11 protein-coding genes are annotated in these 12,903 nt (G+C 67.4%); 3 read left to right on the forward strand and 8 right to left on the reverse strand.

Annotated elements, in window-relative coordinates; all coding sequences use genetic code 11:
- Window positions 1-50: 50 nt before the first annotated feature.
- Both ASD38_RS21745 and ASD38_RS21750 read left to right on the forward strand, forming a co-directional pair.
- A complete protein-coding gene (locus tag ASD38_RS21745) occupies window positions 51-650 on the forward strand; it encodes a hypothetical protein (RefSeq protein WP_056463405.1) in 600 nt (199 codons plus the stop codon).
- Between the two features lie 90 nt (window positions 651-740).
- Window positions 741-2,084, forward strand: coding sequence for a hypothetical protein (locus tag ASD38_RS21750; protein WP_056446958.1), 1,344 nt, complete (start codon window positions 741-743; stop codon window positions 2,082-2,084).
- 126 nt (window positions 2,085-2,210) lie between these two features.
- On the opposite strand, the gene tpiA is transcribed toward ASD38_RS21750, so the two are convergent.
- From tpiA to ASD38_RS21775, 5 genes are all read right to left on the reverse strand, one after another.
- Window positions 2,211-2,975 carry a triose-phosphate isomerase gene (gene tpiA, locus ASD38_RS21755; protein WP_056463408.1) on the reverse strand — a complete coding sequence of 255 codons (765 nt, stop codon included), beginning with the start codon at window positions 2,973-2,975 and terminating at the stop codon, window positions 2,211-2,213.
- A 78-nt stretch (window positions 2,976-3,053) separates the two neighbouring features.
- Entirely contained in the window at window positions 3,054-5,585 is a 2,532-nt protein-coding gene (locus tag ASD38_RS21760) for a TonB-dependent receptor (protein WP_162252156.1), read from the reverse strand.
- Window positions 5,586-5,751: 166 nt separating this feature from the next.
- Window positions 5,752-7,113: a sensor histidine kinase gene (locus tag ASD38_RS21765; RefSeq protein WP_056463414.1), complete on the reverse strand. Its 1,362-nt coding sequence runs from the start codon at window positions 7,111-7,113 to the stop codon at window positions 5,752-5,754.
- 10 nt (window positions 7,114-7,123) lie between these two features.
- Window positions 7,124-7,792 carry a response regulator transcription factor gene (locus tag ASD38_RS21770; RefSeq protein ID WP_162250271.1) on the reverse strand — a complete coding sequence of 223 codons (669 nt, stop codon included), beginning with the start codon at window positions 7,790-7,792 and terminating at the stop codon, window positions 7,124-7,126.
- A complete protein-coding gene (locus tag ASD38_RS21775) occupies window positions 7,789-8,109 on the reverse strand; it encodes a PepSY domain-containing protein (protein ID WP_082560845.1) in 321 nt (106 codons plus the stop codon). The genes ASD38_RS21770 and ASD38_RS21775 overlap by 4 nt, the downstream gene beginning before the upstream one ends.
- A 120-nt stretch (window positions 8,110-8,229) precedes the next feature.
- Here ASD38_RS21775 and ASD38_RS21780 point away from each other — a divergent pair, with 120 nt between their 5' ends.
- Window positions 8,230-10,251 carry a TonB-dependent receptor plug domain-containing protein gene (locus ASD38_RS21780; RefSeq protein ID WP_056463420.1) on the forward strand — a complete coding sequence of 674 codons (2,022 nt, stop codon included), beginning with the start codon at window positions 8,230-8,232 and terminating at the stop codon, window positions 10,249-10,251.
- Here ASD38_RS21780 and ASD38_RS21785 read toward each other — a convergent pair.
- From ASD38_RS21785 to ASD38_RS21795, 3 genes are all read right to left on the reverse strand, one after another.
- Window positions 10,248-10,469, reverse strand: a complete 222-nt coding sequence (locus tag ASD38_RS21785) for a hypothetical protein (RefSeq protein WP_056446977.1) — start codon at window positions 10,467-10,469, stop codon at window positions 10,248-10,250. The genes ASD38_RS21780 and ASD38_RS21785 overlap by 4 nt on opposite strands.
- Window positions 10,470-10,554: 85 nt before the next feature.
- Window positions 10,555-11,358 carry an inositol monophosphatase family protein gene (locus tag ASD38_RS21790; RefSeq protein WP_082554914.1) on the reverse strand — a complete coding sequence of 268 codons (804 nt, stop codon included), beginning with the start codon at window positions 11,356-11,358 and terminating at the stop codon, window positions 10,555-10,557.
- A gap of 2 nt (window positions 11,359-11,360) precedes the next feature.
- Window positions 11,361-12,707 carry an MFS transporter gene (locus ASD38_RS21795; protein ID WP_056446980.1) on the reverse strand — a complete coding sequence of 449 codons (1,347 nt, stop codon included), beginning with the start codon at window positions 12,705-12,707 and terminating at the stop codon, window positions 11,361-11,363.
- Between the last annotated feature and the right edge of the window lie 196 nt (window positions 12,708-12,903).

A 12,903-nucleotide genomic window follows, 5' to 3' on the forward strand; every position in this document is an offset into this window, starting at 1 on the left:
CATTGTAAGTTAAACTTGACATACTCGGGCGTGACCTTCCACTTTCGGGCATGCGTTTGGCCTATGTACAGCTTGGCGGCGGCTTCCCGACCCTGGAAACCCAGGTGTTGCGGATCATGCCGTTGCGCCCGGACGACTATGCGATCGAGGAAACGCCGACCGACGCGGCGCGCCGCCGAGTCAGCGAACGCCTGGAGGCCTTGGGGCCGGGAGACCAGCTGTGCGTCTGGTCGCTCGACGTCTTCAACGGCCCGGCCAAGGACATGAGCGCGCTGATCGCCGGCCTGCTGGACCGCGGGGTGGTGGTCGAGACCTTCGACGACGAGGGCGAAAGGATTGAAATCGGCCAGTCGAAGGCCGAAAAGTTGCTGATGTCGTGGCTGGGCCAGGTGTTCGCCGGCTGCGAAGCCGCGCCCAAGCGGCGCACCGCGCCGTCCAATCTGGAAGTGTTGTCGGACGATGAAGTCGCCGAGATCCAGCGCCTGGCGCGCGCCGGACTGACCGCGCGCCGCATCGGCTTGATCTTCCGCCGCTCGCCCAAGTGCATCGAGGGCGTTCTGGACTCCGCCGGCCTTCGGGCCGGCGTCCAGGATCTGAACGCCACCGGCCGCGTCCCCCAGGCCACACCGTCGCGTTATGCACGACGTTAAGTTCAACTTACATCGAACTGTCATCAAGCTGAACTAACACCCCCGTTCGACCACGCCCCAGCGAGGGGCGGGCAAACGAGGGGTTTTTCCATGAAGACCAAGATGTCGCTGCTTGCCGGCGCGGCTTTGGGCGCGATTGTCGCCACCAGCGCCGCCCTGCCCGCCAACGCCGCGCCGGCCAAGAAGCATCACGTGGCCACGCCGAGCGCCCAGGCCGCTGAATTGGCCGCCTTGAAGGCCCAGGTCCAGGCCCTGACCGAGCGCCTCAATGCTCAGGAAGCCGCCCAGGCTCAGACCCAGAGCCAGGCCCAGCAGGCGCAAGCCCAGGCCCAGGCCGCCACCATGCAGGTCCAGCAGGTGCAGACCCAGGCCGACGCCCAGATCAAGATGATCCCGACCCAGGTCAGCACGGCCGTGGCCGCCGCCGCGCCCAAGCCCAAGAAGTCCTGGGCCGACGACACCGTGGTGTCGGGCCGCATGTACTACGACCTGTCCAATATCAGCCAGGAGTCGAACGGCAAGAAGGTCGCGCCCAGCGGCACGGGCTTCGACATCAAGCGCTTCTATATTGGTGTCGATCACAAGTTCAATGACGTGTTTTCGGGCAACGTCACCACCGACTTCCAGTATTCGTCGGCGATTTCGGCGACCGAGCTCTACATCAAGAAGGCTTATCTGCAAGCCAAGATCTCTGACGCCCTGGTCATCAAGCTGGGTTCAACGGATCTGCCCTGGGTGCCCTTCGCCGAGGACATGTACGGCTATCGCTATGTGGAAAACACCCTGATCGACCGCACCAAGTTCGGCACCTCGGCCGATTGGGGCGTCCACGCTTCGGGCAAGTTCGCCGGCGGCAAGGTGAACTACGCCGTCTCGATCATCGACGGCGCCGGTTACAAGGCTCCGCTGCGCTCCAAGGGCATGGATATCGAAGGCCGCGTCAGCGTCACCCCGATCGACCACCTGACCCTGGCCGTCGGCGGCTATTCCGGCAAGCTGGGCAAGGACACCGAGGGCGCGACCAACATCCACCACACCGCTACCCGCTTCAACGCCCTGGCCGCCTACACCACCAAGCAGTACCGCGTGGGCGTGGAGTACTTCTCGGCCGAGGACTGGAACAACGTCACCACCACGACCTCGGACAAGTCCGACGGCTATTCGCTGTTCGGTTCCTACAGCTTCACCGACAGGATCAGCGCCTTCGGCCGCTACGACTACGTCAAACCCAACAAGGAGACGGCCGACAGCAAGAAGGACAATTATTACAACATCGGCCTGACTTACAGCCCGGCCAAGATCGTCGACTTCTCGCTGGTCTATAAGCGCGACAGCGTCGAGAACGGCACGCTGTCCACCTCGAACGGCACGATCGGCGGCTCCGACAAGGGGACCTATGATGAGATCGGCCTGTTCGGCCAATTCCGCTTCTAGAAGCGCGCGCATCAGCAGGAAATGGGGCGCCATGGGGCGCCCCATTTTTTTGAGCGCCATCAGGAACCAGTGAAGCGCAAGGTGTTCCCGGCTGACACGGCGCCGACGGCCAGGTCCGGCCGGGCGTCAGCGCTCGGCCGCCTCGATGATCGCCAGGAAGCTCTCGGCGCGCAGCGACGCGCCGCCAACCAGGACGCCGCCCACCTCGGGTGCGGCCAGGATCGCCGCCGCGCCGTCGGCCGTGACCGAGCCGCCATAGAGGATCGAGACACGCCCACCGTGGGAAGTCAGGTTCATCAACTCGGCGCGGATCGCCCGATGCATCTCGACGATGTCGTCCTCCGAGGCCCGCGCACCCGTGCCGATCGCCCAGACGGGCTCATAGGCGATCGCGAAGGCGCGCCCCGCCAAGCCGGGCGGCAGCGACCCGCGCAGTTGCCGGCGCACGACCTCCAAAGCCCGACCGCCTTCGCGCTCGATCAAGGTTTCTCCCACGCAGACGATCGGCTCCAGCCCGACATCCGAGGCCGCCTGGGCCTTCCGCGCCACCAGGGCGTCGCTTTCGCCGTGTCCTTGGCGACGTTCGGAGTGACCCAGGATCGCCAGCCGCGCTCCGGCCTCGACCAGCAGATCGGCCGAGATGTCGCCCGTGAACGCGCCCGCCGCCTCGACATGGCAGTCCTGGCCGCCCGTCAGGACCCCTGAACCCCGGAGCTGTTCGGAGAGCCTGTGCAGCAGGGTCGCGGGCGGACAGATCGCCACCCTCGGCCCGCCGATCTTGCCGGCCAGGGCGGCGGCCACCTTGGCGGCTTCCCGCAACTGGCCCGCACCGCCGTTCATCTTCCAATTGCCGGCGATCAGGCGCGCCGAGGCCGGCGTCGAATGCGCCATGGGTCGTCGTCTCGATTTTGGGGGAAAGCAGACAAGCCAAGGCCCGGACGTCGCTTAACGCCCGGGCCCGGCCTTGGACTAGAAGGTGTAGGACAGGCCGAACCGGTAGGAGCGGCCGTAGGTCTCGGACTCCGCGAAGCGGCTGCGGTTTTGATAATAGTAGTAGTCGGTCGCGTCGTTGAGGTTGTTGCCCTCGGCGAAGATCTCGACCTTGTTGATCCGATAGGCCACGCGGGCGCTGAGCGTGGTGACCTTGTCGAAATAGATGTCGCTCGCGCCGCTAGCGTCGCCCGTGTTCAGTTCGAACAGGTAGGCCGAGCGGTAGGTGTAGGCCAGCCGAGCCGAGAAATTGTACTTCTCATAGTACAGCTGGGCGCTGGCCAGCCGCTTGGACTGGTTGGGCAGTTTGATCTTCTCGGTCCGGCCAGGCACGTTCATCTTGCCGTCGACCAGGGTGGCGTTGAAGTTGACGCCCAGCCCGTCAAACGGCGAAGGCAGGAAGGTCAACGGCTTCTGGACGTTGAATTCCAGGCCGGTGACCTGCGCCTTGTCGCCGTTGGTCACCTGGGTGACGTCGGCGTTGACCAGGTTCACGCCGCCGAAATTGCCGCTTTGCCTGACCGTCGAGGTGAAGATCGGGTTCTCGATCCGCTTGTGGAACAAGCCCAGCGAGATCCCGCCTTCACCCGAGAAGTAGTATTCCAGCGAAGCGTCGAAGTTGACGGCCTTCTGAGGCTGCAGGTCCGGATTGCCGAGCGTGACCTCGTTGTCGGCGGCGCTGACCGCCAGGGTCGGCGCCAGGTCCGCGTAGTTCGGGCGCCCCAGGGCCGTCGTCACCGCGGCGCGCGTCAGCAAGCGCTCGGAGATGTTGTACTTCAGGTTCAGGCTGGGGAACCAGTCGGTGTAGTCGTAGGCGCCGAACTGGTTATAGGTGTCGTTGACCGTCGAGGTCGGCGTCACGGCGATGGCCGAGGTCTTGCCGTCGGTGTGCTCGACGCGCACGCCCGGGATGATGGTCAGATCGCCCCGCGTGACGCTGGCCATGCCGTAGCCGGCGGTGATCTTCTCCACGACCTTGAAGTCCGAGCCCAGGGTCTCGATCAGACGATCGGTGGGCGAGTCGACGAACAGGCCCTTGTTGGCGTCGAAATAGGCGCGGGCCAAACCGTAGTCCACGGTCGGGCCGAACGTGAAGCGGCCCTTGTAGACCGTGGGAATGGTCGCGTCCGTTTCGCCCACCAGGGTCTCGCCGTTGCCGCGCGTATAGACGTGGCCAGTGGCGTCGGTGAACTTGTCCCGATCCAGATATTTGGCGCCGAACTTCAGGTAGCTGCCCTCGCCCCAGGCGTCCATCGGCAGCTTGTAGTCGACCCGCGCCTGGTTAAGGTTTTCCTCGGCATGGCGGCTGACTTGCTTGTACTGGCGCAGGTTATAGGTGCCGGCGGCCAAGGCCGAGGTTCCAGCGGTCAGGCTTTCCTGCATGCCCACCGTGCCGACGAAAGTCCCCGTCAGGGCGCCGGTCGAACGGTAGTCGAACTCGTCGCGGATCGGATCCTTCTTCTCCGACAGCGCATGGGTGCCCTGGACCGTCAGCACGCCCTTGCCGACATTGAAGTCGCCGCCGAAGGCCAGGGTGGTGGTGTCGGTGATCTCGTTGCGCAGACGCACCAGGTGCCGCGCGCTGGTCGAGGTGATCACGCCGCCATTGGCGTCGAGCGTGGAGTAGTTGCCGGCCGACCCAGGGAAGAAGAAGCGGAAGCGGTCGCGCGTCTCGTTATCATCGAACTTGGAATACATCAGGCGGGCGTAGAGCTTGACGTCGTCGTTGGGGCGCCAATCGAAGTTGGCCACCGCGCCCGAGCGCTTGCGGATCGCCGGGCTGTAGGAACGCATGTCCAGTTCGGCGGGCAGGTCGATCCCGTTCACGACCTGGCGGCTGCCGGCCAGCACGTCGTCGGACACCGACGGACGCTTGGAGTAGTTGCCGGCCAGGACCAGGCCGAACTGGCGATCCGCGCCGAACTTGCCGCCGACCGACACGTCGCCCTCGGTGGCCTTGGCGTCGGTGGCCTCGAACGTGCCGCGCACGACACGAGCGCTGAGGATGTTCTTGCTGCGGTCGAAGGCGGTCAGGGTGTTGATGTCGACCTGGCCGGCGATGGCGTTGGCGTCCAGGTCTGGCGTCAGCGACTTGATGACCGTGACCGAGCCGATCAGGGCCGAGGGAATGTCGTCGAGCTTGACGTTGCGAGATTCAGGCTCGGGGGCCGAGGCGGTCTGATTGTTGATCGTGACGTTGGCCAGGTTCGGCTCGATGCCGCGAATGATCAGGTAGCGGCCTTCGCCCTTGTCCGTGGCCACCGACACCCCCGACAGGCGACGGACGGCTTCGGCGACGTTCTGGTCGGGCAGCTTGCCCACGTCGTTGGCCGAAACGACTTCGACGGCGCTGACGGCGTCGCGCTTCTTCAGCAACGAGTCGCGGTCCGAGGCGCGCTGGCCGGTGACCACGACCTCCTCGACCTGAACGGCTTCCTGCGCGGCGGCCACGCACGGCGCCACGATGCAGGAGCTCAGCAGCAGAACGCCAATTAGATTCCTGGATGCCATGGACGTCACCCTCCCCTTCTGTTCGCCGACTCTCCGCGACGGCGCCATTGGGCGCTCTGGGCCGACGACCAGACATTACGAACAGATTTTCTATTTTGCAAGTCGAATGGAAAATTTCGTGCAGATTCCATTTCGACCATTCATTCCAGGCGGAGCCCCGGCATCCCTATACCATCTCAGCGCCCCGGCCCCGCCAAAGCAGGGCGACGGCCAGTCCTCCCAGGTTCGAACGGCCCAGGGTGAGCTCGCCCGCGGAAGCCTCGACCAGATCGCGAACGATCGCCAAGCCCAGGCCGTGGCCCGGCCCCGCCTCGTCCAGCCGCCCCCCGCGCATCAGGGCGGCCTCGGCCCGCCCTTCTTCCATGCCGGGCCCGTCGTCGTCGATCAACAGACGCACGCCGCCTTCCACCGCCACGCCCGTCACCAACACCCGCCGGCGGGCGAAACGGGCGGCGTTCTCGATCAGGGCGCCCAGCATCTCGGTCAGCACATCCTCGGCGAGCGGTGCACGCAGCCCCGAATCGATCGCGACGTCGAACATCAGCCGTTCACCCTCGGCCGTGCGCTCAACCACGGCCACCAGACGCTCGACCACCGGCAGGACTTCGGCCTGGGCGTGAACGGCCGTCTCGCGAGCGGCGGCGGCGCGGGCCCGCGTCAGTTCGGTCTCCAGAGCCGCGGCCATGGCCTCGATGGCCCGCTCCAGGCCGTCGGCGGCCTCGGCGGCGCCCGCCGCCCGGGCGCGCCGGCTCTGAGCCGACAAGGCGGCCAGCGGCGTCTTGAGGCTGTGGGCCAGGTCGCCGGCCCGGCGTCGCGCGCGGACCAGATCGGCCTCGCGCGCCTGAGCCAGGTCGTTGATGGCCGCGATCAGCGGCGCGATTTCGCTTGGATGGTCGTCCGCCATACGCGCCGAGGCGCTGCCGCGAAGCCGGGCCAGGTCGGCGCGAATCCGAGCCAGGGGCGATAGGCCCAGCACGACCTGAACGGTGGCCGCCGCCGACAGAACCACCCACAGCCCGCCCAGGAAGATGGCCAGGTCTCGGCCGAATTCGGCGCGGGCGGCGCGCAGGGCCTTTTCCTCGCTGGCCACCTGAACCAGCACGACGGGCCCGGCATGGTCGGGCCGCACGCGACGCTCGACCAGCAGGATGCGGTCGTCGAAGGGGCCGGCGGCGATCCGGGCGCGCCAAGCCTCGGCCGAAGCCTCGGCCGGCGGTTTCAGGGCCTGATCCCACAGCGAGCGCGACCGCACCGCCCCCGCCGTCGTCGACACCTGCCAGTAGAGCCCGCCGGCCGGAGTCTGCAGGCGCGGATCGGCGGGACTCGAAGCGACAACCGGTCGCCCCGTCGGGCCGACCGACAGTCCCGCCACCAGGTTCAACGCCACACGGGTCAGTTCATCGGTCTCGCGCCGCTCGATATGGCGCTCGAACAGCCAGGTCATGGCCAGCCACGAGACGACCAGCGCGAGCAGGACGGCCATGGCCCCGCCCAGGATCAGGCGCAGGCGGAGCGAACCAGCCTTCATGCGTGACACGTCATGATGGCGCGCCGCCCAACTGGTATCCGAAGCCCCGGCGGGTCTCGATCACCTCGGGTCCCACCTTGCGCCGCAGCCGCACGACCAGAGCCTCGATGGCGTTGGCGTCGCCACTGTCGGCCACGCCGTAGAGCTGCTCGGCCAGTTCGCCCGCCGACACCGCCCGCCCCGGCTGGTGGGCCAGGCAGTCGAGCAGGCGAAACTCCAGCGGCGACAGCCGCACAGGCGCGCCATCGATCGTCGCCGACATCCGCCGGGTGTCCAGCGCCAGACGTCCGATCTCGATCACCGGCGACACCCGGCCCGCCGCCCGACGCACCAGGCCGCGCAACCGAGCCAGCAATTCGCCCATCTCGAACGGCTTGGCCAGGTAATCGTCAGCCCCAGCCTCGATGCCCTCGACCTTCTCGGTCCAGTCGCCCCGCGCTGACAGGATCAGCACGGGAAAGGCCCGTGCGTCGGCCCGCCAGCGGCGCAGCACCGACAAGCCGTCCAGGCGCGGCAAACCCAGGTCCAGGACCACGACGGCGTAGTCCTCGACGCTGCCCTTGAACGAGGCGTCCTCGCCGTCACGGGCCAGGTCGACCACGAATCCGGCCGCGCCCAGCGCCTTGACTAGGTCGGGTCCGACGACCGGATCGTCTTCGACGACGAGCGCCCGCATCAATCGTTCTCGATCTTCAGCACCGCGCCCGTGCGGGCGTCGATGTCGAGTTCGCGGACCCGGCCGTTACGCCCGAGAACCTTCACTTCGTAGACCAGCTTGCCGTCGTCATCCTCGAGCTCGACCTTCAGCACGTCGCCTGGAGCGTGTTGCTCGGCGATCGCCAGGATGCGGGTCAGCGGCAGGACCTGTCCCTTGGCCAGGGCGGTTCGCGCGGCGTCATGGTCCTTGCTCTTGTGATCGCCCGCCCAGGCGGGGGCCGCGGCGGCGAGCGACAGGACCAAGGCGGCGGCGAGACGTGGGATGAGGTTCGGTTTCATGGGTCCCAGGATTTCACCGCCATCCTGACACCCCCCTGACGAACCGCAACGACCGGATGTCAGGCGCTAACAGGCAAAGCGTCTCCCAGGAACGCGGAAAGGCCGCGCGGGGAGACCGACATGACCGCACGATGCTTCGCCGCCGCGGCGGCGGGCCTGATTTCGGCGGGCGCCGTCACGCCGGCCCTGGCGGCCCAGGAGGCGGTCACGTCCTACCCCGCCGCCTTCTTCGCCGACGCCCAGCCCTATTCGGCCTTCGACATGATCGGCCGCGTTCCTGGCTTCAGGTTCGACGGCGGCGATAGCGAAGTGCGGGGCTTTTCCGGTGCGACCGGCAATGTCCTGATCGACGGCCAACGGCCGACCAGCAAGTCCGAAAGTCTCGAGACCATCCTGCGGCGCATCCCGGCTCGAGCCGTCGTCCGCGTCGAGTTGATCCGCGCCGGCGCGGCGGGCGTCGACATGCAGGGCCGCGGCTTGATCGCCAACGTGGTGCGGGTGCGCGAGACGACGACGCGTGGGCGGCTCGAGGCGTCCAGCGCCTTTCACCCCGACGGCGTCACCGCCCCGCGCCTGGCCGGCGAACTGTCCCGGCGACGCGGCGACCGGCTGCTGGAGTTGTCGACCTCCATCGGCCGCACGGTCGATGACGAGAAGGGCGAAGGCCCGCTCATCTGGACGCGTCCGGACGGAACCCAACAACGCGACGCCCTCTATCGCGAGGACAAGGGCGCGCGCGCGGCCGAGACGGCGATCGGCTATGAACGCCGGGCGCTCGGCGGCAAGTTGCGCCTCGACGCCAATTTGAGGAACGAGAAGACCCGCGCCGACATCCTGGAAACCGAGCGCGCGCCCGACCCGTCGGTCGAAACGGTCGTCGAGCGCGAGCACGTCGAGGAGGTCGAGTTGGGAGGTCGCCTTGAGCGCCCCGTGTTTTCGTCCTGGTCGCTGGCGGCTCAAGCCTTGCGCCACGCCACCCGCACGCGAGGCGCCGACCAGTCGGCCGAGGGGACCGAGACCTCGGCGACCCGCCTGTCCTCGGAGGCCGCGGAAACCATCGTTCGCCTCCTGCTTCGCCATGACGCCGCGACGGTCACGGTGGAACTGGGCGGAGAAGCCGCGCTCAACATCCTGGACAGCCGCTCGGCGCTCGAGAAGAACGGCGAGGCGATCGCCCTGCCCTCCGCCAATGTCCGGGTCGAAGAGCGCCGGGGCGAGGCGTTCATCATGGCCACATGGCGGGCGCGTCCCAGCCTCACGGTCGAGGCCGGCGCCCGTCTGGAGGCTTCGCGCTTGAGCCAGAGCGGCGACAGCCAGCTGGAGAAGAGCTTCCTCTACCCCAAGCCCCGCCTGCTGCTGACCTGGGCTCGGGACGAGCGGCGCCAGCTGCGGCTGGAGCTGGAGCGGCAAGTGGGGCAGCTGGACTTCGAGGATTTCGTCAGCTCGACCTCCCTGACCTCCAACACCGTCACCGCCGGCAATCCGGATCTCGAGCCCGACAAGACCTGGCGGCTGGCGGCGAGCTGGGAACAGCGTTTCGGCCAGGCTGGAGCGATCGTGCTAACCGCGCGGCACGACGAAATCACCGACGCCATCGATCGCGTGCCGATCGTCGGTCCCGGCTACGCCTTCGACGCGCCGGGCAATATAGGCCACGCCACGCGCGACGAGATCGCGCTGAACTTCAGCCTACCGCTGGACACTCTGATCTCCGGCGGCCTGCTGAAGGCCGACATCGCCGCGCGCCGTAGCCGCGTCGTTGACCCGGCCACCGGCGCTCGGCGCGGCCTGTCGGACGAACCGGCGCTGGAAGGCGCCTTGCACTTAACCCGAGACCTGACCGTTCGCAGGATGCGGTGGGGCGTCGACGCGGTGCTGGCTGAGAAAAAGCAGGAGTATCGTTTCGACGAAGTGCGCACCGACAAGGTCGAGGCGCGCTGGTCGGCCTTCGTCGAGATGCGTCCAGCCTCCGCTTGGAACCTGCGCCTGGAGGTCGACAACCTGACCCGCGGCAAGGTCGATCGGCGGCGGGAGCGGTATGCGGGGCTGCGCGGCGCGGCGCCGCTGAAGCGCATCGAGACCCGGAGCATGGATCACGGAGCGTTCGCGGGCGTGACCCTGCAGCGCTCGTTCGGCGGCTAGGCCGCCTTGCGCCCCGCCCCGCCCATGGCGCGCCAGCGCTCGCGCTTGGCCAAGGCCCGTTCCAGGGTCGAGCGCTTGACCGGAAGGCCCTTGCGCAGCTTCACCCAGGTGAACTCACTGATCCCGAACACGTCGAACAGGTAGCGATCGGTGATGGCCGGGAGGCTGGCGCGCAGGTCGGCGAACTCCTCGGACGTAACGGTGACGAGATCAAGCATGCGGCTTCGCGTCCTTCGGCGCGTGCGGAATCGCGAGCGCCCGGGTCAGCGCTCGGTACGGCGGTTTGACTACGGATGTTGAACGTCAGGCGGTCTCGACCGGCCGCAGTTCGTGCAGCAGGGCGGCGCTCAGCTGCGGCGTCACGGCCAGGACCGTACCGTTCATCAGGTCCAGCGGCCGGCCCAAGGTGTCGGTGACCACGCCGCCGGCCTCGCGGACGATGACCGCGCCCGCCGCCATGTCCCAGGCGCTGACGCTCTGTTCCCAATAGGCGTCGAAGCGCCCGCAGGCGACATAGGCCATGTCGACCGCGCCAGCGCCCAGGCGGCGCACGCCCGACACCCGATCCGTAAGCCGCTTCATCTCGGCGTGGAACTGTTCCTGCCGCGGCTTGCCCATGAAGGGGATGCCCACGCCCAGGATCGCCTGCTCAAGGCCCTGGCGGTTGGAGACCTTGATCGGCTTGTCGTTGAGCCAGGCGCCCTGCCCGACCTCGGCCCGGAACAGCTCGTCCAGCATCGGCACATAGGTCACCCCGGCGATCACCTCGCCGTCGCGCGCCAGGGCGATGTTCACCGCCCAGATCGGCAATCCGATCAGGAAGTTGGCGGTGCCGTCCAGCGGATCGCAGATCCAGGTGTGCGAGGCGTCGGCGCCCAGCACGACGCCGCCCTCTTCACCCAGAAAGCCATAGTCCGGATAGGCCTGCGCCAGGATCGCCTTCACGGTCTGCTCGGCGCGCACGTCGGCGATGGTGAAGGGATCGGCGGGGCCGTTCTTGTGCTTGATCTCCAGGGTGGCGATCTCGGCGAAGTCCTGCTTCAGGCGGTCGCCGGCGGCGCGGGCCGCGTCGATCATGGTCTGGATCAGGGGGGAAGGCTGGCTCACGATCAGTCTCTCAGCTTCGTGCGCCACAGGCTGGTGGCGAGGGTCAGGGACAGGGCCGAGGCGCCGATCCAGAACAGGACGGCCGGTCCGAAGTCGTAGTGGCGCACGCCGTCGACGACGCGCATGCCTTTGTCGATCAGGGCGCCGCTGATCTGCTCCTGGATCGCCGCGCCGAGATAGCTGAACACGCCGATCAGGCCCATCGCCGCGCCAGCCACCCGCTTGGGGCAGATGTCGGTGGCGAACAGCCCGCCCAGCGAGGTGACCAGGGCCGTCATGCCCAGGCCGAACAGGATCATGCCGGCGATCAGCACCGGGTAGGTGTTGGGGCCGTAGAAGATGATCCCCAGCCCCGCCAGCTCCATCAGGCCAAACAGCAGGTTGGCCGGCGGGCGGCGGGCGTTGAACAGCTTGTCGGAGATGAAGCCGTAGCCGATGGCCCCGAAAATCCCGGCCGCGGTGCTGATCATCAGCATGCCGCCCGCCTGGGCCAGGGAATAGCCCCGCGCCTCCTGCAGATAGAGCACGCCCCAGCTGTTGATCGCGTAGCGGGTCACGTAGATCAGGGCCGAGGACAGGGCCAGGGCCCAGACCGCCGGGATCTTGAGGATCTGAAGCTGGGTCTTGAAGGTGCTGCCGGCCGCCGACTTGGGCTTCTCGGCCTGCCAGTGGTCGTTGCGCCAGTCGGCGACGGTCGGAAGGCCCAGGGTCCGGGGCCGATCCTGGATCAGGAAATAGCTGCCGATCGCCACCAGGATCCCGCAGAAGGCCGGCGCCCAGAAGCCGTAGCGCCAACCCAGGGCGCCGACGACGCCGCCGACGGCCACGAAGGTCAGGCCCTCGCCGATCGAATGGGCGGTGCTCCATATGCCGTAGTAGCGGCCGCGCTCGCGGTTGGAGAACCACTGGGTCATCGACACCACGCCGGCCGGCGCGCCGAAGCTCTGGAACCAGCCGTTCAGGCCCCACAGCACCGCCGACAGGGCGACGGTGGTCGAGAAGCCCATGCCGATGTTGGCGATCGCCGAGATCAGCACGCTGAAGGCGAAGAACCGCTTCATGTTGGCGTGGTCGGCCAGGAAGCCGTTGGTCAGCTTGCCGAAGGCGTAGGTGTAGAACAGGGCCGAGCCGATCAGACCCAGCTCGGTTGGCGAGAAGATCCCCGCGTCGATCAGCGGCTTCTTGACCATGCCCAGGGCCAGGCGGCAGGTATAGGACAGGCCGTAGCCCAAGGTGATGGCCACCATGATCCGGAAGCGATGGCGCTTGTAGAGCGTGTCGATCGCGCCCTGGTCGCCAAGCAGCGGCGCGTCGGGCCCGGGCGCGAAGAACTTCAGCAAGGCGGTCATGATGCGGATCGTCTCCCCGGTTCCCGCGACGCTTCAAGCGGCGCCATCGTCGACCTCTGTCCGAACAGGCTATTTCATTTCGATTTAGAATGGAAGATTTTTTCTACTTCGAGAACGATCTGGAACGCCCTGAAAAGAAGGGCCCCAAACCCGGAGGTTCGAGGCCCAGTTCAGCGCACGCAGGAGCGCTCTCGTT

Origin of the sequence: Caulobacter sp. Root487D2Y (assembly GCF_001427165.1) — a bacterium.
In the GTDB taxonomy this organism is placed as follows: Bacteria; Pseudomonadota; Alphaproteobacteria; order Caulobacterales; family Caulobacteraceae; genus Caulobacter.

Bases quoted from the DNA above. Each gene is read 5' to 3' on its own strand.
- ASD38_RS21780 (WP_056463420.1), top strand. From the start codon at position 8,230: ATGACCGCACGATGCTTCGCCGCCGCGGCGGCGGGCCTGATTTCGGCG.
- ASD38_RS21785 (WP_056446977.1), bottom strand. From the start codon at position 10,469: ATGCTTGATCTCGTCACCGTTACGTCCGAGGAGTTCGCCGACCTGCGC.
- ASD38_RS21745 (WP_056463405.1), top strand. From the start codon at position 51: ATGCGTTTGGCCTATGTACAGCTTGGCGGCGGCTTCCCGACCCTGGAA.
- ASD38_RS21760 (WP_162252156.1), bottom strand. From the start codon at position 5,585: ATGGCATCCAGGAATCTAATTGGCGTTCTGCTGCTGAGCTCCTGCATC.
- ASD38_RS21795 (WP_056446980.1), bottom strand. From the start codon at position 12,707: ATGACCGCCTTGCTGAAGTTCTTCGCGCCCGGGCCCGACGCGCCGCTG.
- ASD38_RS21765 (WP_056463414.1), bottom strand. From the start codon at position 7,113: ATGAAGGCTGGTTCGCTCCGCCTGCGCCTGATCCTGGGCGGGGCCATG.
- ASD38_RS21750 (WP_056446958.1), top strand. From the start codon at position 741: ATGAAGACCAAGATGTCGCTGCTTGCCGGCGCGGCTTTGGGCGCGATT.
- tpiA (WP_056463408.1), bottom strand. From the start codon at position 2,975: ATGGCGCATTCGACGCCGGCCTCGGCGCGCCTGATCGCCGGCAATTGG.
- ASD38_RS21775 (WP_082560845.1), bottom strand. From the start codon at position 8,109: ATGAAACCGAACCTCATCCCACGTCTCGCCGCCGCCTTGGTCCTGTCG.